Annotated in this window: 15 protein-coding genes; 12 read left to right on the top strand and 3 right to left on the bottom strand. The window is 54.1% G+C overall.

Annotated features, from left to right (window positions below):
- The first annotated feature begins 32 nt into the window (after positions 1-32).
- The 3 genes from F605_RS0102520 to F605_RS0102510 are packed head-to-tail and all read left to right on the top strand — an operon-like array spanning position 33 to position 5090.
- Positions 33-326, top strand: coding sequence for a WhiB family transcriptional regulator (locus F605_RS0102520; RefSeq protein WP_022864340.1), 294 nt, complete (start codon positions 33-35; stop codon positions 324-326).
- 4 nt (positions 327-330) lie between these two features.
- Positions 331-3768 (top strand): glycosyltransferase, encoded by a 3438-nt coding sequence (locus tag F605_RS0102515; RefSeq protein WP_022864339.1) that lies wholly within the window; start codon positions 331-333, stop codon positions 3766-3768.
- A complete protein-coding gene (locus F605_RS0102510) occupies positions 3765-5090 on the top strand; it encodes a DUF5719 family protein (protein WP_022864338.1) in 1326 nt (441 codons plus the stop codon). The genes F605_RS0102515 and F605_RS0102510 overlap by 4 nt, the downstream gene beginning before the upstream one ends.
- A 93-nt stretch (positions 5091-5183) precedes the next feature.
- Here F605_RS0102510 and F605_RS0102505 read toward each other — a convergent pair whose 3' ends face one another.
- A complete protein-coding gene (locus tag F605_RS0102505) occupies positions 5184-5603 on the bottom strand; it encodes a metallopeptidase family protein (protein ID WP_022864337.1) in 420 nt (139 codons plus the stop codon).
- Between the two features lie 62 nt (positions 5604-5665).
- Between F605_RS0102505 and F605_RS11255 the strand changes: the two genes are divergently transcribed.
- The 6 genes from F605_RS11255 (at position 5666) to hpf (ending at position 12400) form a co-directional block, all read left to right on the top strand.
- Positions 5666-6145 carry a DUF3499 domain-containing protein gene (locus tag F605_RS11255; protein ID WP_022864336.1) on the top strand — a complete coding sequence of 160 codons (480 nt, stop codon included), beginning with the start codon at positions 5666-5668 and terminating at the stop codon, positions 6143-6145.
- A gap of 91 nt (positions 6146-6236) precedes the next feature.
- A complete protein-coding gene (gene mtrA / locus F605_RS0102495; protein ID WP_027723527.1) occupies positions 6237-6920 on the top strand; it encodes an MtrAB system response regulator MtrA in 684 nt (227 codons plus the stop codon).
- 6 nt (positions 6921-6926) lie between these two features.
- Complete coding sequence (mtrB, locus tag F605_RS09425; RefSeq protein WP_022864334.1) at positions 6927-8903, top strand: MtrAB system histidine kinase MtrB; 1977 nt, start codon at positions 6927-6929, stop codon at positions 8901-8903.
- The gene (locus F605_RS0102485; protein ID WP_022864333.1) at positions 8900-10684 is read left to right on the top strand and encodes an LpqB family beta-propeller domain-containing protein; all 1785 of its coding nucleotides are present in this window, start codon (positions 8900-8902) and stop codon (positions 10682-10684) included. The genes mtrB and F605_RS0102485 overlap by 4 nt, the downstream gene beginning before the upstream one ends.
- A 148-nt stretch (positions 10685-10832) precedes the next feature.
- On the top strand, positions 10833-11582 hold the full coding sequence (locus tag F605_RS0102480) for a ComF family protein (RefSeq protein WP_022864332.1): 750 nt from the start codon (positions 10833-10835) through the stop codon (positions 11580-11582).
- Between the two features lie 149 nt (positions 11583-11731).
- The gene (gene hpf / locus F605_RS0102475) at positions 11732-12400 is read left to right on the top strand and encodes a ribosome hibernation-promoting factor, HPF/YfiA family (protein ID WP_022864331.1); all 669 of its coding nucleotides are present in this window, start codon (positions 11732-11734) and stop codon (positions 12398-12400) included.
- A gap of 162 nt (positions 12401-12562) precedes the next feature.
- Here the strand turns inward: hpf and F605_RS09420 are convergent, their stop codons facing one another.
- Together F605_RS09420 and F605_RS0102465 are read right to left on the bottom strand one after the other, a co-directional pair.
- Positions 12563-14014, bottom strand: a complete 1452-nt coding sequence (locus F605_RS09420) for a threonine/serine exporter family protein (protein ID WP_022864330.1) — start codon at positions 14012-14014, stop codon at positions 12563-12565.
- 141 nt (positions 14015-14155) lie between these two features.
- Positions 14156-15757, bottom strand: coding sequence for an aspartate:alanine exchanger family transporter (locus tag F605_RS0102465; RefSeq protein WP_022864329.1), 1602 nt, complete (start codon positions 15755-15757; stop codon positions 14156-14158).
- A gap of 380 nt (positions 15758-16137) precedes the next feature.
- Here F605_RS0102465 and F605_RS0102460 point away from each other — a divergent pair, with 380 nt between their 5' ends.
- The 3 genes from F605_RS0102460 to ilvC are packed head-to-tail and all read left to right on the top strand — an operon-like array spanning position 16138 to position 19468.
- Positions 16138-17922 (top strand): acetolactate synthase large subunit, encoded by a 1785-nt coding sequence (locus tag F605_RS0102460; RefSeq protein ID WP_022864328.1) that lies wholly within the window; start codon positions 16138-16140, stop codon positions 17920-17922.
- 5 nt (positions 17923-17927) lie between these two features.
- Positions 17928-18440 carry an acetolactate synthase small subunit gene (gene ilvN / locus F605_RS0102455; protein ID WP_022864327.1) on the top strand — a complete coding sequence of 171 codons (513 nt, stop codon included), beginning with the start codon at positions 17928-17930 and terminating at the stop codon, positions 18438-18440.
- A 2-nt stretch (positions 18441-18442) separates the two neighbouring features.
- Positions 18443-19468 (top strand): ketol-acid reductoisomerase, encoded by a 1026-nt coding sequence (ilvC, locus tag F605_RS0102450; RefSeq protein ID WP_022864326.1) that lies wholly within the window; start codon positions 18443-18445, stop codon positions 19466-19468.
- The last annotated feature ends 22 nt before the right edge of the window (positions 19469-19490 follow it).

The raw sequence follows: 19490 nt of genomic DNA, 5'->3' as shown, positions 1-19490 counted from the left end.
TTAGAGAAACCTATTTTTGCGAGGAGAAGAATATGTGGAACATATTTGGCGAGGGACCCATCTCGTCTAATCCGCAATCCTGGCAAATTGGGCAGGATGATCAAGGCCCCCTCTCATGGCAAGAACAAGCATTATGTGCCCAAACCGACCCCGAGGCGTTTTTCCCTGAAAAAGGGGGATCTACTCGGGAAGCAAAAGCGGTTTGTGAGCTTTGTGAAGTTCGCGATGAATGCCTCAGTTATGCCTTAGAAAACGATGAACGCTTCGGAATCTGGGGCGGTCTTTCGGAGCGGGAACGGCGCAGATTACGGCGCAATGTAGGGTAGCCCAGTGGCCTCTGCCTCTGAAACATCCGCTTCCTACCAGCATCCCAGCGTCCAGGTTTTTATAGCTACGCGGGGACTTACTCCTTATCTGAAGCAGACTTTAAAAGCGCTGCGTGCTAGCCGGCACCCAATAACTTCCCTGGTGGTCGTAGATACTGCCGTTGATAGTACCCTCACTCCCTCTGAGCTGCGCCCCTATGCGCCTTTGCATTATTCCCAGGTAAAAGCCCGCAACCTGGGGCAGGCGGTTAGCGCTGCCCGGGCTGGCAATCTAGAGGCCGTGGACTATCTGTGGCTACTGCACGATGACTCTGCCCCCGACCCGGCTTGCCTGGGGGAACTTGTCCAGGCGTTCGAGAACTCCACTACCTTGGGGATTGCCGGCCCGAAAGCCCTGGATTGGGATAAACCGGAAACCTTGGCATCGGTGGGGATCCACGCTACGCGTGGCGGCCAGCGCCTCACCCCCTTCGATCCGGGCGAAGTCGACCAGGGACAATATGACGGTATCAGTGATGTACTGGCGGTAGGTACTGCCGGGCTGCTAATAAAAGCTCAGCTCTGGGATCGTTTGCGGGGCACTAGCCCCTTGCTGGGGCTATTCACTGAAGGGCTGGAGCTGGGACGCCGCGTACGCCTGGCTGGCTACCGCGTTTGTCTGGTGCCGGCAGCACGGATTTACCACGCGCAAGCCGGACTCTACGGATTACGCGAATATATGGAGGATAAAACCTCCGCTGGTCAGGGCACCGATAAGCAGAGTAAAAATACCGCAGGAGAGCAGAGCAAAAAGTCTCCCGAAGTAGACAAACCGGCGGCTAGGCCAGCAGAACAGCGCCCGGACAGAAAGGACAACCCGCCGATTGAAGGGGCGTCCTCGTCGCCGGAAGTCGAAACTCAGGCTGATAGACAAAAGGAACAGAGCCCAGAGGAAGAGCAGGCTGCCACCGGGGATAACGTGCGGCTGGAAAGCGAAGAAGAGGGGCAACCGGAAGATCCGGATTCTCCTGTTCCCCATCAGCCAGTTTACGTTTATGACCCGGTTCCGGTTACGCCGGTGGCAGCCAAGGCTTCTCGAGAAAAAGAGCAATCTTGGTCGGCGCGGCGCGCTGACAGCTATATCTACCGTGCCCTAACCATAAGCTCTGTGCTCCTGCCGGTATGGTTGCTTTTGCTGCCACTTAAATCGTTGCTGTTAGCTCTCTATTGGGTGGTGCGCTCTGAAGGTGAGCGAGCAGCGGTAGAGATTAACGCGGCAAGCCGCGTGTGGGGATCATTAGGGAAAATCCTGGCGGCGCGGCGGATTCAGCGGCGCCAATCCCAGGTCTCCCGGAGCGAACTTGCCCGCCTGGAAGTACCAGCTAGCAGGGTACGTGAAAACCGTCGTCTGATTCGGCGGGTAAACCGCGAAAGCGGACAGGAAGTGCTCAAACTGGGGATGGTAGCTAAATCCCAGTTGGACAACATAACTTGGCACGCCCAAATAATAGCTTGGCTCCTCGCCTTATTCTTCCTGCTTATAAGTTTTTTTGGGATGCGAGATTTCCTCGGGGGAATGCACGGGGGATTCTGGAGTGTGCTGCCTGGAAGCTGGCATGATTTTTGGATATTGGCAACCAACTCTTGGCGTACCTTTTCTACTGGGGTGAGTGGCCTCCCTGACCCGATCGCCTATCCGCTGCTGGCAATCACCGCGCCTTTCGCTATTTTCGGGATAGCTCCCACCACGGTCTTGCGTTGGCTACTGATTTTGTCTCCACTAGGGGCCGGGATGGGGGCTTGGCTGGCAACGGCGGCATTCACTCGGGTCAATGCGGTGCGAGCCCTGATCGCTCTCAGCTGGGGCGGAGCGCTACCTTTCTTAGTTTCGGTACAGGCGGGAAATATTTCCGCTGTCCTTAGCTATCTATTCTTGCCCCTGGCAGTATGGGGAATTGTTTCCTTTTTTGACCTGCGTCGCCCCTATCTGTTGGCGGGAGTTATGGGAACCGAGACCTATCTGCCAAACTATTCGCGCAGCACTGCCGCCGGCCTCGGAGCGCTCTGCCTAGTGGTGGTGAGCGCTGCCGCCCCGTGGCTGTGGCTAGTGGCCTTAGCATTCGTCTTAGTTTGCGCCCTGAGTGTCACGCTAAAGAAACATTTGCCCTGGCGGCGAGCCTGTACGTATCTAGGTGGCGGTTTAGCAATCCTGGTTCCGGCCTTGGTTACGCTGTTACCGTCTTTTATCTGGGCGCTACGTACCCACAGCCTGCACGCTTATTTGTTCCTTACCCCCTCAGCTGCCACCCCGCTAACAATGCGCTCTCAGCTGCACCTTTGGGGACAGACGCTAGCGGGAGTGCCTCTTTACTTAGGGATAGCCTCTCTCGCCAGCGTGCTTTTAGCCGCTGCCGGAGCGCTATTTACCGGACGGGAGCTATTAGCCACCCGCATAGCCTGGTTGTTTACCCTGGTAACTGCCTTAGTGGGAATGTTTGCGGTGACGCAAACGGTAGCGCCCGGACAAAGCCCCTGGCTACTTTCGGTATTTTCGGTAGTGCTAATGGGGATGCTCGGGGCGACCTCGCTGGGGTGGAGTGCGGTAAAACCCCCTAAACAGCTCCGCTATCTGTTAGGAAGCCTAGTTACCGTGGCGCTGATATTACCCCTGGCCACCATAGTTACCTGGGCGCTGCCTACAGCGAACATTCCCTTGCAGGCCGGTTCTGACCGCGCGCCGGTAGCTTTCTCGATTCTGTCCTCCTCGGAAAAACGAACCCGGATGCTGCTGATAGATAGGGAAGGGGATCACTATCAGGTAGCGATGCGCCGCGACGCGGGGCCGGGTCTGCTAGCCACCAACTGGCAAATCCGAGCTAAAGCAACTGGCCAGATTGCTGCCCCCGAAAGTGGGGTGCTGGTGGCACTAATAGCTGGAAATGACCATCAAGCTGCAACCAAATGTGCGGATTTAGCGGTAGAACAGTTACTGCTTACCAAGCAGGCGACCGCTGACGGACTGGGCGCCAAGCTAAGCGCTTCGAGCTATTTTCATCCGGTCTCTAGCAATGATGATTACAGCGTGTGGCGCCTGGATACTTCCAAGTTCACTCCTCCGCGCTCAGCTGCGCGAGTGCGCATTGCCGCTGGAAAACGCCACGAAACGGTTCCCTCGGGGGTGCTAAGTGCGGAGAAACCCCTGGCTTCCTCCGCGAACGAACGGCAACTATTGCTGGCGGAATCAGCTTCGCCGGCCTGGAAAGCCCAAATAGCTGACCGGGAGCTTGAGGCTCGATCCCAGGGAGACCGGCAAAGCTTTACTATTCCTGCCGGTGTTTCCGGAAACCTCCAGGTGTACTTCACTACCCCCGGCCGTTATCTAGCGGTAGGGGCATTCCTGCTGGTCTACCTGGGTGCAGCAGCTGCCTGTCTGCCGCTGGGGGACAGGAGGAAACAAAAATGAAAAAACCAGCCGCTAAATCTTTGGTTTCTCTGTTCTCGGCGCTAGTAATTCTTCTGGCTGCATTGGCAATTGCCCTGGTTATACCCAAAACGCTTCCCGCTACCTCCAGCTCCGACAATGGTGGCCGTGAGGTGGCAGTCCCGGCCGGAATTCGCCAAGTGGTATGTCCTGGAATGTTAGGGAGCGCCCAGGCTTGGGTGCAGGGAACTTCCGCCGGGGGAGCTGCAGAACTTACCGATAGCTCCGGGAAGCTAATCCCGCCGGGAACTGCGCAGGCAGTCAGTAAATCTGGGCTGCAACTGCAGGTAAAACCGGTATCTGGAAAAAATTCGGCAGCCGTGGGCTACGTTAGTGGCAGCGGGAAAGAGGGCGAGAATGGATTTTTCGCGGACTATTGCGTTGCCCCCACTAATCGTGCCTATTTTCTAACCCCCGGTACCACCACCGGCAATGCCTCCACTTTGTACTTGGTGAACCCAGCGGGAGCAGCGGTTACTGCTCGGATCCAGATTTGGACGGAACAGGGGCCCTTGGCAGCCAAAGTGACACAAAAAATCCCAGCCCACGCTAGCAGCTCTCTAGTATTAGATGGGCAAGCACCAGGATTTAATCGGCTCGGAGTATTGGTAGAGGCCGAGGGGAAAGGGGTTAGCTCTTGGGTCAGTTCCACTTTGGCAACTGGGGCCCAAAAGGCTGGCGCAGCGTATTCTCCAGCTCTCGCCTCTCCCTCCCCAGAAGTGCTGATTCCGGCAGCTAAAATTACTGGTAAAGCCAGTTTAAGGGTGCTTAATCCCAGTTCGGCGGTGGCGACTTTGCAAGTTTCGCTGCTGGATACATCAGGGGAAACCACGGTGCCTGCCCCCAAAAAGTTACAGGTCTCTAGAGGAGCGATTTTCGATATTCCCCTGGGAGGAGTAAAGGACGGTTTAACTGCAGTCAAGGTTAAATCAGATCAACCGGTAGTGGCCGCGGTTTTCGCCCAGGAGACCTATGCGCAGCAGAGCACGCTGGCAGTTTATCCCTCTGTATCTCCCAGTACTTCCGGAGCGGCGCTGAGCAATCAACAAGCTGCTAATCTCGCTTTTACCAGCGCACAAGAACAAAAAATTGTTTTAACTTCTGCCGGGAAAACCCAGGAGGTAACGCTAAAACCAGGCATCTTGACCTTGGTAAAAATACCTGCGGGAGTCTGGCAGTGGCACAGCGAAACTGCGATCCACGCCGGGCAGCTGGTGGGAGATCCCGCCGGAACTTTCCGCACGATAGGGGTCGGGAAAGCAGTCCGGGAAATAGCCGCGATTACGGTAAAAATTAACCCCTAAGAGCTAGCAAGGAGCACAAAGGATCATAATCGGGTGAGGGCGCAGGCAAAGTTATTGCCAAAGCGAATGTCTTAAAGATTTCTTGCGTATCGCCTAGAAATATCCGGGGAAAACCTCTTCGGGTAAACACCCGATTTCTGTACTGAGATGCTCTGCAAGTACCGCTTTAACTGCTTGTGCTATTTCCTCCGCGCTGCGACAGCGCCACTGAATGGGCAAGCGATACACCACAATTCGAGTAGCTAGCTTCCCGCTTTTATCTGCGGGAAATAACCGTCCTAAGACCGCGTGTGGAGATTCCCAGTCTGCCGGATCTGAGGGAGGAATATCTTCCACCCCAAATTCGATACGATTAACTACCTCATGTTTGCGGGCAGCTTGGGTAGCCAAATCCACCACCAGTTGATCAAAATTTTCTCGCCGTGTTTTCCAGGCGGGGATCATCGGCAAGAAAGTTACTCCGCGTGCCCCGCGTCCGTGGCGATCTCGCCGGTTTCGTGTCAAACCCCTCACGAGAACGCACCTTACCGCGAGTTAGACTTGGGTTTTATTTCCCGCGCCGCTAACGTGCAATTGTGCGGGTAACTAGATCTTGTTCTAAAAACGGCTGCAATCAGGTAGCAGCCGCTACTTTAACCTATGTATATAAGGATTCCACGGTCGTCCTCGGCCCCCTTGCTACCCAGGCAGAACCGCACGCCTACGATCTTTGTGCCGAACACGCGAATACTTTGACCGCTCCCCGGGGCTGGCAAGTAGTCCGGCTAGCCAGTGAATTTACTCCCGCGGAGCCCAGTGATGACGATTTAGAGGCCTTAGCAAATGTGGTGCGGGAAGCTTCCAAGCGGCGGCATCTTCCCACCGCGAAAGTAAATAAGAACTGGGATGGGCGGCTGAGCCCCGAAGCCACCAGTGGAGGTAGCGTACACGTGGGGCACGAGTATGATGCCGGCGTTAAACAGGGACTTTCTGCCGGGCGTCGGCGAGTACCAGAGAAGCGCCGCGGGCATTTACGCCTCCTACCGGGAGGATTGCCGGATCCGGCCAGCGAATAGGTTTAGCCAGTTTTTCTCCTCGCCCGCAATAAAAGGATTCATAGGTGGGCAATAGCGGCAAAAATAGCAGCGGCGTGGCAGAATGGAATTCATGACCGTGAAAATTTTGGTAGTAGATGACGATGAGGCACTCGCAGAGATGGTGGGCATTGTAATGTCAACCGAGGGTTATAAGTCAGTCTTCTGTCATCACGGTGACGAGGCTTTCAATATTTTTCAGGAAAGCCAACCAGATTTAGTGTTACTGGACGTAATGTTGCCTGGCAAAGACGGAGTCGAAATCTGCCGACAGATTCGCGCCGTATCCGATCTGCCGATTATCATGCTGACTGCTAAATCAGATACTGCCGATGTGGTGGCGGGGTTAGAAGCCGGAGCAGATGACTATATCCCCAAACCTTTCAAACCTAAAGAGCTAGTAGCCAGGATTAAAGCGCGGCTGCGGGGACGCACCAGCGAGGGACAGGACGAGGACGTAGATCTGGGAGATCTCCATATTAACGTGGCTGCTCACGAAGTTTTCCGTGGCAGTGAACGTATCGACCTCACCCCGTTAGAGTTTGACTTGCTGCTGACCTTGGCGCGCTCCCCTTGGAAGGCTTTTAGCCGAGAAGAATTGTTAGAAGAAATCTGGGGATATCGCCACGCTAATACCGATACTCGTTTGGTTAATGTGCATGTGCAAAGGCTCCGTGCCAAAATCGAGGAAGACCCCGAACATCCCAAGATTGTGCGCACGGTGCGGGGAGTTGGCTATCGCGCTGGGGGCAACTAAGGGGATATGAGCAGCGAACCCCCAGCCCAGTCAGCAGCGCGGATAGAAGCGCCCAGCAGTTTTTGGGGATTGCTGCGGGACAAGAAATGGCGATCGGCTTTTCGCCGCCTGGGAAACCAAGTTGCGAACTGGCCGCCAGTCCGCTTTTTTCTGTCTTCGATTTCCGCGCGGCTAACCGCACTAATGGCATTAGCTACTGCGATGATGATGGTGATCTTGATTGTCTCCGTAACCTCGCATGTGTCTAATGGGATTTTTCAAAAACGTTTAAATATTGTGCTACAAGATGCATCCTTGCGCACAGAAAGTTTGCAAGCTGCTTTTGACGCCACAGTGACTGATTCGGTCAGTGGCGTACAAGATGCGGCCTATACTTTAATGTCGGATCAGCGAGATGCCTCGGCGGGTGCCGGTGGGGTGGGGGCGATGCTGCTGCGGGATCCAAATGAGACTCGTCCCCTAGCTATCAACGAGATTATTGACCCCGAACAGCGCAGCTTAATTACTCCACAGTTACGCAGAGCGGTGGAGCAAAAAGGGGGAGTCCACTGGCAATCCGTATCTTTGAAAAACTCGCAAGCGGAGAAAACTCCGGGGATTGTTGTAGGCTCGCGGGTGTTTTTACCCTTGGTGGGTAGCTATGAAGTTTATATGGTTTATTCCTTAGCCTATGAACAGCAAACCATTTATATGGTGAACCAGGTGCTTATTTTCGGAACCGTGGTGCTACTAGCGGTACTAACGGTACTGATGGCGGCGGTTTCTTATTCGACTATGGCGCCTGCGCGACGAGCGGCGAAGGCTGCGCGCAAAGTCTCGGCCGGCAATCTGCAAATCCAGCTGCCGGTACGCGGCAGTGATGAGTTAGCACAGTTATCCCAAGCGTTAAACGATATGGCTAGTTATCTGCGCGAACAGATCAGTGACTACGAAGAACTTTCAACTTTGCAGCAGCGGTTTGTATCAGATGTTTCCCATGAGTTGCGCACCCCGCTGGCCACTATCCGGATGGCGGCTGACTTGATCTATGACGAGCGTGACCAGTTGTCGGAAACCAATGCCCGCTCAGTTACGATTCTGCATCGCCAAGTTGACCGTTTTGACAAGATGCTCGCGGACCTGATTGAGATTTCCCGAATTGATGCTTCAGTAGCGCAACTTTCTTTATCCGAGGTCAGCCTGGCTTCTCTAGCAGCCGGGGTTTTGGAATCTAACCGGGCGTTGGCCGAGAGTTTGGGGGTAGAGGTACGTCTAAGCACCTTCGGCGACACCGTGGCGCAGATAGATGAAACCCGCGTTACCCGAATTACCCAAAACTTACTGGTGAACGCGATCGAGTTTGCGGAAGGAAAACCGGTACAGATTACGGTGGCCGGCTCGCAAACCGCGGTAGCTTTGCAGGTACGTGATCACGGTCCGGGAATGACTGACGCGGTTGCGCAACATGTTTTCGATCGTTTTTACCGCGCGGATCCTTCCCGTAAACGTACCACCGGCGGTACCGGTCTGGGGCTGGCGATTTCTGCTGAGGACGCGGCGTTGCACTCCGGTTTACTTACGGTTTTGTCCTGCCCTCAGCAGGGGTCGGCTTTTACTCTGCTATTGCCCCGGCAGCAGGGAGAAGAAATTGCAGATCTGCCCGAGCAGGTCGAAAACCAGGATTTGATTACTGCCCGTTCCCAGTGGGCAGCCACCCATCCTGAGGATATTTTGTTGTCGGAAGATTTAGAGGATACTTCTTTGGAAGTGCGACATCTAGAAGGTGGCGAAACCGAGCAGCAAGAAATCCCGGTAAGTGCGGCAGACAGCCTCCCGCAGATGCCGGCACAGCTGCCTGCAGATATGAAGGAGTCTACTGTCGCTCAGCCGTTGCCCCATATGCCAGCGTCAGACACGGTGATTGATATTCAAGAGCGGATTAAGAATCTGGAAGCCGACGAGGCTGCCCAAACCAGCAAAGGCGTAAAGGGGGAAACCCGATGAACTGGTTAACTTATAGGCGCCAGCATCGGGTAAGGAGACTGCTGTGGACGCGGCGAAAAGATCCGCTGGCCTCCTTGGGAAAGCTGAGCGCGCCCTCGCAAACCTTGAGACATGAGAAAAATGGGGTTAGAAAGCGATTTTGCCTGGGGATAGTGTCCGCTTTTCTGGTTTTTAGTGTGGCAGCTTGCGCTTCCCTGCCTGATTCCGGACCGGTTCACGAAGGCCAGGTAGATTCGGATTCTCGTAACCCGCTTGCCCAGTTGGCTAGTGGCCCAATTGATGGCTCTAGTCCCGAGAAACTACTCGCAGATTTCCAGCAGGCCTGCGCAGCAGGTACTTACGATGACTATGGGATAGCTAGACAGTTCTTAACCTCTGGTACTCGTCGTAGCTGGCATCCGCAAAGCCAAGTAACGGTACTTAAGCCGAAGACAGAGTTAAAACTAACTTTTACTGATGATTCAAAGGCAGCTACCGGCAGCGGACAACCGGTATTGCGGGTAAATCAAGTGGGAATGCGACAAAGTTTCCGGGAAGAGGAAACCATTAAATACGAGCTGGCGAAGGAAGATGGCCAGTGGCGGATTAATTCTTTGCCTGATGGAGTGGTGCTAACCAACACGGCCTTCAAAAATGCTTATTCGCAGCGTAACGTCTACTACTGGTCTAGTGATCATCGCTTTTTAATTCCTGATCCGCGGTGGGTACCGCGCAAGAATATTGTCCAATATTTGCTAACAGCACTGTTCTCTGCCCCTACCGGTGATCTTGAAGGTGCGGTTAGTGTCCATGAGCCGATTACGAAGATTCCTTCTAACTTGGTTACGGTGCAAGGGCGCAAAGCGATGGTGCAACTGCCCGACACTTTACGATTGCGTTCCGAAATGGAAATGACGCGGTTATATCAGCAGCTGCGAGCCACTTTGTTGAATGTTGCTGGGATTGATGAAGTTACAGTTTCGCAGAACGGGAAAGTGCTACCGGATCCTAGCGAACAGCCAGCTCCAGTGAAGAAGCAGATGATGCTGGGGGTGAAGAATGGTGAGGTAATTGAGGAATCCGATACCCGCAATGGGGTATTTACGGCCGCTCAAGACCTGGCGGGGGAGATCTCTTGGCCTACTCCCGGCCCGGTTGGTACTGATTTCCAGGTGGCGATTCGCGGTGGGACGGAACTGGTGCGTTTGCAACGGGGAAAAGCCCCTCAGGTTCTTTACCGGGGCGAGAATCTGCGAGTTCCGCAAGTTGACCCTTGGGGTTGGGCGTGGACCGGAGATGCTTTCAAACCAGGAGACCTGGTGGCAGTAAATAGTAATTTCCAGGTAGTGCGAGTGAAAATTCCCGAGGGCGAAAAATGGAAAATTCCGTTTTTTGCGCTTAGTTCTCCGGGGGTGCGCGGCCTAGTCGTATGGCAGGTGGGCTACAGTTTTCAAGGCAAAATGGTAACTGTGCTCCGGGGGGAAGATGGTACCCCCACCCAGATCGTGCTGGGCAACCTTGGTACCGACATCCTGTCCGAGGTAACTTCGGCGGCTTGGATAGATTCGGGTAAGGTGGCGATTTTACAGCCAGGAGCCACCCCGAAAATACAGGTTTTAGCGATTAACTCTTACGATGATTCCTTCGAGGCAGCGCCAAAGTCGCAATATCTGGTGCCTAATCCTCCCAATGGGGATGTGCAAGTAGTTAACGATCGGGGAGCGCGGCTAGGGCATATTCAACAGTCGTGGCGAGTGCTCGAAAATGGCGTTTCCTATCCCACATTTGCAGGCACCAGATAACCTTCACCTGCGGTCTTTTCTGATTGCCGGTGTTTTCACCTCGGTGACGCTTGGGGAGCTTTGATCCCCAAGTTAAATCGTTAGGAGTTTTCCTGACAAAATTATTTAGTGCAGCTACCGCCGTTGACGATGGCAGCAAGCTATAACCATGGGTGAGCACCTTCTTTCCGGCAATACTCCTAAGATTTCCACCAGCCTTGGCGCGCAGGTGGCTAAGACGTTTCGGGGTTTTTCTACCCTAATATTTCCGGAAAGCTGCCCCGGCTGCGGCCAGCTGGATACTTTGCTGTGTGATCGGTGTAGAGGGATATTTTTGCGCCCTCCCCATAGTGTGAGTGCCGCAATCCCTATAGATGCCGGCATAGTTAAAATTTGGACGCTCAGCGTCTACCAGGGGTCGGCTCGCAAAGTGGTGCTGGCGATGAAACATTCGCAAGCCCCGTACTACCAGGAGTTACCCTTCTTTTTTGGAGCTACGGCAGGAAAGAGTATCGCTGCTAGCTTTCCGCGTCCGGTCATTGTGTGTCCCGCGCCTTCCACTTTCCATTTTGGCAAAACTGCGATCTCATCTACTGCTGGCAGGCTGGCCGCCGGCATTACCTCCGCTTTAGAAGCGGAAGGCGTACCAGTAAGGCTATCGGGTTTGTTAGAGCTAAAACCGGGAAGTAAGAAACAGGCAGGGCGCAGCTTTGAAGAGCGGCTGCGCGGGCGAGCCGGTAGCATGCGGTTAGCAACGAAAGCGGATTTAGATTTTAGTGAGGAAGTGTTGCTAGTTGATGACGTGATTACCACCGGAGCAACCATCCGGGAAGCAGTTCGGGTGATAAATGGGGAACAAGCACAGGTGAAAGCGGTGTTCTCGTTTAGCGTAGCAGAAGGCAACCTCAAAACCGCTTAATCATGCTGGGTAATGAGGTAAAATTCTGGTACTTGAAAAGCCCAAAGATGGGCGAAAGGGGGTGGTAGCTGCAATCACCGCGACCGGAATGATCCGGTTCGCATCGATTCGGGATCTTTGATCCCCATACCGTGCCCTGGAGGACACCAATGGAAATTATCGTTGAAGCACGTAACGCTGAAATCCACCCCAATTTCCGCCAATACGCCGAGGAAAAAGTCGCTAAGGTTGAACAATTTTATCCGCGGGTACAGCGGGTAAACGTGGAACTTACTCACGAACCAAATCAGCGGCAAGCAGACACCTCCGAAAAAGTGGAACTGACAGTTTTCGGTAAGGGACCGATTATTCGCGCCGAGGCCAGTTCTTCTGACCGTTATGCCTCAGTAGATATTGCTTGTGGCAAGCTCTATGAACGTCTGCGTCGCGCCCGTGATCGGGCCAAGGATCATCGCCGTCACCGGGATCCTCACCGTCACGAAGAACCTTTAAAGATTGAGGAACTCAATTTGCGAGATGCGGCTAAGGCGGTCACCCCGAAAGATGATGAGTTTTCCCCCGATATTGCGCGGGAAAGACAAATCGGGGTGCCTGATGAAAGCCAATTAGGGGATTCCCCAGTGGTGGTGCGGCAGAAACTGCACGAAGCATCAGTGATGACGGTAAGCGAGGCTCTTTACCAAATGGAACTGGTAGGACATCCGTTCTTCGTGTTTATCGATTCTGAAACCATGCAACCGTGCGCGGTTTATCATCGTCGTGGCTGGACATACGGGGTTATTCGTCTGGATGCCACCGCGACTCCCCGGGAAAAATAATCGCCACCGTAGCCGATTATTGCCATTAATGAATACCAGCTACCCCGTGCGGTTGGTATTTTCCCTATAACTCGTGGCCTAGAACCTTGGGACAAGTGGTAAATCTCGAAAATGTGGAGGGGGGACGCCGACAATCGTCGGCGTCCCCCCTCTAACTTTTAGTTAACGCATCTGGAAACGGCGATTGCCGTCATTCCACCCGGTTTTCTCCAACATCTGGGGTTGCGCGGTATCACGGTCAATCCGCCAGTCAGGATCAGTGAGCATGCGGGAAATCGCCAGACCCACCCCGATAGACAAAATCACAAAGAAAACTTGCACTAAAGCAGCGCTGGCTTGGGGAATATCACCATTGGAAAGGTGGGTAATCGCGGCATAGAGAGGCACTCCCGGAATCATGATGACCACTGCAGGCACGGTAAGTGAAGTACGGGAGAACCGGAAACCGCTGAGGCGAGAAATAAAGTGTGCCACGATCCCAATAGTTAAAGCTGCCAGACCCACCGCTGCTTGCGGTAACATCCCCTGTGCCACTAGGAACAGTCGTCCTACGTTAGCGAATCCGGCAACTAGGGCAGCGCAGATCGCCACGTGGGGGCGGATGGAAAATAGCACGGCGAAACCGAAGGAAGCCACCATCGAACAGATAAATTGCAGTAGGTAAAGAGCTATTCCGGCGACCGGGAAAGCTGCGGGCGGATCAATATGCCACTGAAATATAGTGGCAACCATCCACACCGAAATCCCGGCTGAGATAACCAGCATTAGAACGTAGGTCATGCGGGAAATTCCGGCCAGGAAATCCATCCTTACCAGGTCTAATATTGCGGTTACCAGGGGGAAACCGGGAACCAGGAACAATACTGCGGAAATAATTCCCTGCGGGTGACCGACCGAAAGCAGCCCGGACAGCAACAATGCCTGACTAATCCCCATGTAGATTAGGGAGGCAAGTAGACCGCAAAGCATCCACACCCCAAAATGGTTGGCGTGACGCTTTAGCATCGCGCGGCGCAATATCTGTCCACAAAGAGCCGCAATCGCCACCACGGAGCATTCTACGAGTCCGCCCCGGTTTAGAAAACAAAAGCCGGCGCAAGCAACCCCGGAGGCTAGACAGTTGATAACGGCAGGATAAGGGGGCTTACGATGAATAATTTCGTCGATACGCTGCTGGGCATCTTCCACTAGCAATCCCGGTTTTAAAGAGCGCACAAACAAGCGTAAATCATCTAGACGAGCGGCATTAGTCCCGAATGCGCGTTGCTCATGAGACTCAGTCCGGAAAGTTCCATGCGCATAAACCGAGGTTACGATCTCTGAAAAAGTTACCTGGGAGTGCTGGGCTTCGATCCCCACGGCATTGGCGAGCCTCGCCATGGAAAACTTAACAAGGTAAGCACTAGCACCCGCTGCTAACAGCGTGCGTCCCAGATGGGTTACTACCCCGGATTGGGCAGCCAGTCTGTCCCGCAAGAGACGTAGCTGATCATGCTCACTGCCGTGCGGGTTCAGAATCTCGCCTTTAGGGGCGGTGGCCCCAGAAGCAGTGCTAGCGGGCGTGGACTGGTCTTTATTGGTGCCGTCTTTATCTGCGGAAGGTGTTCTATGCATAAAACAATTATCACCCTCCCTGCCTCGCTAATCCGGGACGAAGGAGGTGCGTTAGGCGCGATTTAGATTACACAGCGTCAGCTAGTTAAAAGCTGACGCCGTGTTTAAAAAATATTTATTTTTGTAAATTTAACTATAGATTTACAGGCCACCCAGGATTTGGGCGATTAGAATCTTCCCTACCATAGCTAAGGGGTAAACCAGGGAATATCCCAACGCTACCCGAGCATCAAAGTTGGTGCGGTTATTCGCATAGGCGAGGACGGCCGGCTGAGTTTGCGCGCCTGCCAACAGGCCGGACAGGCGAGTACCACCCATCTTGAATCCGTAGCGCATTACGAAGTACAAGCCGAAGCCTACGGTGAGGGTGACTGCCATACCCACCAATAAAATCCCGAGCCATGCCCCGGAGGTAAATGCTTTCTCTATCTGACCGCCAGCGTTATATCCTGCTTGGGCTAAGAAGATTAATAGCCCCAGTTCTGCGAGAACCTGGCAGGCGGTGTAAGGCAAAGTAGTGGGGAACGGACCGATGCGGCCAACCTTGCCGAAGATTAGTCCTACCAGCAGGGTTCCTGCGGCTGAACCAATAGAGAAGTACTCCCCAGTGGGAGTAAGGATGGGGAACTCGCCGATCAACAGACCGAGAACCATGCCAATACCCAGAGCCACCGGGTTGATCGAGGTAAGACCAGTGGTGGAGTCTCCGAAATATTTCGAAAGTTCTTTCAGATTTTTTGTAGGGGCCACTACCCGCACGCGGTCTCCGAGCTGTAGAACCAGTTCGGGCCGACCCAACATATCAGTATCGCCACGACGAACCCGAGAAACCGTTGCCTGGTAGCGTTCCTCCAGTCCAAGCTCGCCCAGGGTGCGCCCGGATAGCTTCGGGTCAGAAATGGTGATCCGGCGGTAGTCCCAATCGGTACGATCGGCGGAAAGAGAAATGGAAGAGTCGTGTCCTAGCTCGGAGATCACCTCTACTACTAGGTTTTGGGGGCCGACTACGGTAGCTAAGAAGCCTTTACCAAGTCTAGTGTCGGGAGTGGGACGCACAATGGGTCCGTCCTCAGTTTCCCGAAGTCGGGAGAAACGGACGTTTCCATCAACATGGGCCCGAATATCGCGCACCGAGGGACGGTCATCGCGCTCGATCCGCACGGTGCGGGAAACCAAAGCAACCGGCCGGTCTTTATCGTTCTTGCCGTAGTTCAGTGCCAAGGTGGCCACAATCAGCATCCCGAAAACCCCAAAGAGGTAAGTAATCGAATAGGCAACGGTCGCTGCCTTCTCGTCACCAGAAGCTGCTCCTGCCGCTGCTAGTGCCGGGGTGTTAGTAATGGCGCCGGCGAAAGTCCCGCCGATAGTGGCCGCGTCCATACCCGCAATCTTGCCTAGCAGGTAAGCTACTACGCCGCCTCCAGCCAGGACTGCGAAGGTAGCGGCCATAATCCCCAAAGATTTCTTAAGGGAAGCAAAGAAAGAGTTTCCAGAGTTTATCCCAATGGCGAAGGCAAAGAGGGCAAGCCCCAATTTGCCGAATGTGTGCGGGATGCTCGCAGCCATATCTTCTACGCCTACAGAAGTACCCCAGGCGGAGATGCCGATCGCTAGGAAGAGGACGGCAGCCGCCCCCAATCCGATTCCTTTAATCCGAAAATGTCCCAGGTACATCCCGATACCGATTAACCCGAAAAGTACCAGTACCGGTTGCTCTGCCAGGTATTGGAAGACTGTCTGCACGGTGCCTCCTTGTAAAGCCATACAACGATATCTATCTTGTCACAGTCTCTCTCAGGACCGTCAGACCAAAGTCCATTTACTAGGTGGAAATAGCGAGGAATGTGTCACCATTACGGCGAAACTTAATGCTTTCCCAGTAAGGGTCCGTAGCTTCGCGTATCAAAAAGTGAGACGACGCCACTCGCGGAGACCACACTGCGTAGGGTTTAGCTTGTTATGACGAAACGAATTATTAGCCTAGTCGCCCTAGTACAGCTGGTACCGGGGAGGGCTAGACGCGTCTAAAAATCGTTTCCAGACGTAGCAAGCCCTAGGTAACAGCGCCTAGGGCTTTTTTGTTTAGAAAAATCGAGGAAAAATCTACCAGAACGGGGATAACGATGAGCAACAAGGAGCAATCACCGGGCGCGGCTCCTCCTCCCAAAAGGATGAGTGGAGCTCGCGCAGTGGTCGCTACCCTGGAACGCCTGGGAGTGACCGATGTGTTTGGTTTACCAGGCGGGGCAATTATGCCGGTTTTCGATGCGCTCTATGACTCGCCGATCAACCAGATCATAGTGCGTCACGAACAAGCCGCGGGACATGCGGCCGAAGGTTACGCGCTGTCGAGCGGGAAAACCGGAGTAGTAATCGTAACTTCTGGGCCAGGGGCAACTAACCTGATGACCGCTTTGGCGGATGCCCACATGGATTCAGTGCCGTTGGTGGCGATTTCGGGGCAGGTAGCTGCCAGCGCAATCGGCACTGACGCATTCCAAGAATCTGACGTGGTGGGGGTATCGATGCCGATTACCAAACATAATTTTTTGGTAACTGAGCCGGCAGAAATCCCCGCAACCCTAGCTAAAGCCTTCCATCTGGCCTCTACCGGACGTAAAGGACCGGTGTTGGTGGATATCGCCAAAAATGCCCAAGTTGGCGAACTTGATTTTTCTTGGCCAGTGACAGTGGATTTGCCTGGCTACAAAGTTCCGAGCAAACCGCACGCCAAGCAAATAAAAGCCGCTGCGAAACTGATGGCGCAGGCAGAAAGGCCCGTGCTCTATGTAGGCGGAGGCGCGCTGGCTGCCGAGGCCACGGCAGAGCTAAAGGAACTGGTGGAAGTTACCGATTTCCCAGTGGTACTTACCTTGACCGCGCAGGGAGCGTTCCCGTCCTCGGATCCCCATTGCTTAGGGATGCCAGGAATGCACGGTTCGGTGCCGGCAGTGACTGCCTTGCAACGCGCAGACGTGATGGTGGCGCTAGGGACACGTTTCGATGACCGGGTAACTGGCCGTCTGGATGCTTTCGCCCCTGACGCCAAAGTGATTCACGCTGATATTGACCCCGCCGAAATCTCGAAAAATCGGGTAGCGGACATACCGATCGTGGGAGATCTGCGGCAGACCCTACAGGGACTACTGCCGAAAGTTAAAGAGGAAATGCAGCGTAACCCGCGGGACATTTCCGGTTGGAAACACCATTTGGATTACATCTGTGAGCGTTACCCGCTTGCCTATGATGAACCAGATGACGGTCTCCTCCCCGCCCAATATGTGGTCAAACGGATCGGGGAAATGGTGGGTAAGGACGCTATTTATTGCACCGGCGTGGGGCAACATCAAATGTGGTCGCAGCAATTTTTGCCGCACGAAAACCCGCGGGGCTTCCTCACTTCCGCCGGCTTAGGCACTATGGGGGTAGCGATTCCCGAGGCGCTCGGGGCGCAAGTAGCTAACCCCGGGGTGCAAGTCTGGGCGATTGATGGGGATGGTTGTTTCCAGATGACCAATCAAGAGCTCGCGGTCGCGACCTTAGAGAATCTGCCGATCAAAGTGGCGATTATTAACAACTCGGTGCTGGGGATGGTGCATCAGTGGCAAGAATTGTTCTTTAACTCGCGCTTTTCGGGCACCCTACTGCAAGACGGTGAAGGCGGTAAAGATATCCCGGACTTCGTGAAACTGGCGGAAGCCTATGGAGCGCTAGGGTTGCGGGCACGCACTAAAGAACAGGTCGACCAGGTAATCGCGCAGGCCATGGAAACTAATGATCGCCCGGTGGTGATTGATTTTCGAGTCTCTACCGATTCTCAAGTCTGGCCGATGGTGCCAGCCGGGGAATCAAATAGCAATGTTATCTATGCAGGCGGGCAGGGTCCAGTCTGGGAAAATGAGGAGTGATCGTGATGGATAATCGCCACACCCTTTCCATCTTGGTGCAAAACCAGCCCGGCGTCCTCGCGCGGGTAGCTGCCCTGTTCACTCGGCGGGCTTTCAACATTCATTCCCTAGCCGTCGGAGAAACCGAAGAACCTTCGATTTCTCGGATAACCGTACAGGTAGATGCGGAAGATTTACCTTTTGAACAGGTAACTAAACAGTTAAATAAACTGATAAACGTGCTGAAAGTGGTAGAGCTCCACCCCCAGGACGCGGTCACCCGCAAATTTGTGCTGTTTAAAGTGCAGGCGAATGCGCAAAATCGTTCCCAGGTGCTACAGATCGTGGATCTGTTCCGCGCTTCGGTAGTAGATGTTAACCGCGAATCTCTGGTTATCCAAGCTGCCGGGGTGCAATCCAAACTGGAGGCACTGATGGAGACGTTAGCGCCTTACGGTATCAACGAAATCGTGCAATCGGGGGCGGTCGCCATTGGCCGTGGCCCGCGTTCAATCACAGATCAACTAAAGGAGAAGTAACAATGGCTGAAATCTTTTACGACACTGACGCAGATATGGCCGCACTTGCGGGTAAGAAAGTTGCCATTATCGGTTACGGCTCGCAAGGTCACGCTCATGCTCTAAACCTGCGCGATAGCGGGGTAGAGGTAGTTGTAGGGCTGCGGGAAGGCTCGTCCTCGGTAGCTAAAGCTAAAGAGCAGGGTCTAGAGGTTAAATCGATTGAGCAGGCTACCGCGGAGGGCGACATTGTAATGGTGCTGGCCCCCGATCAGGTACAGCGGATGGTTTATGCCGAAAAAATTGCCCCTAATCTGAAACCGGATGCCGCGATTTTCTTCGCCCACGGTTTCAATATCCGTTTTGGTTACATTCAACCAGGCGTCGGCCATGACGTGTGTATGGTGGCGCCGAAAGGCCCCGGTCACAAGGTACGTGCCTCCTATGAGGCTGGCTACGGTACCCCGGCGGTTATCGCGGTGGAACAGGATGAATCGGGTAACGCTTGGCAGGTCACCAAGGCCTATGCGAAAGCTCTGGGGGCTACTCGCGCGGGCGTAATCAAGACTACTTTTACCGAGGAAACCGAAACCGATCTTTTCGGGGAACAGGCAGTGCTCTGTGGCGGGGTATCTCACCTGATCCAGGCCGGTTTTGAGACCTTGACCGAGGCGGGGTATCAACCGGAGATCGCCTACTTCGAGGTTTGCCACGAGATGAAACAGATCGTGGATCTGATCAACGAAGGCGGAATCACCAAGCAACGTTGGTCCTGTTCGGATACCGCCGAATATGGCGACTATGTATCTGGTCCGCGAGTGATTACCGAACAAACTCGCGAGGCAATGCGCGGCATTTTGTCCGATATTCGCGATGGTTCTTTCGCCAAACGTTTCATCAATGATCAAGATAACGGAGCTCAGGAGTTTAAACAGATGCGTGCAGCAGAAGAAGCCCATCCCATCGAGAAAGTAGGGCGCGAACTACGTGCCATGTTCTCGTGGAACCAAAATGATGATGACTACCAGGAAGGGCAGGCGCAGCGCTAAGGGCGGACTTCGCATGATGACC

The sequence above is a fragment of the Varibaculum cambriense DSM 15806 genome (genome assembly GCF_000420065.1).
In the GTDB taxonomy this organism is placed as follows: Bacteria; Actinomycetota; Actinomycetes; order Actinomycetales; family Actinomycetaceae; genus Varibaculum; species Varibaculum cambriense.
Note: the sequence above shows the minus strand (reverse complement) of the source record. Positions and strands in the feature narration are given on the sequence as shown.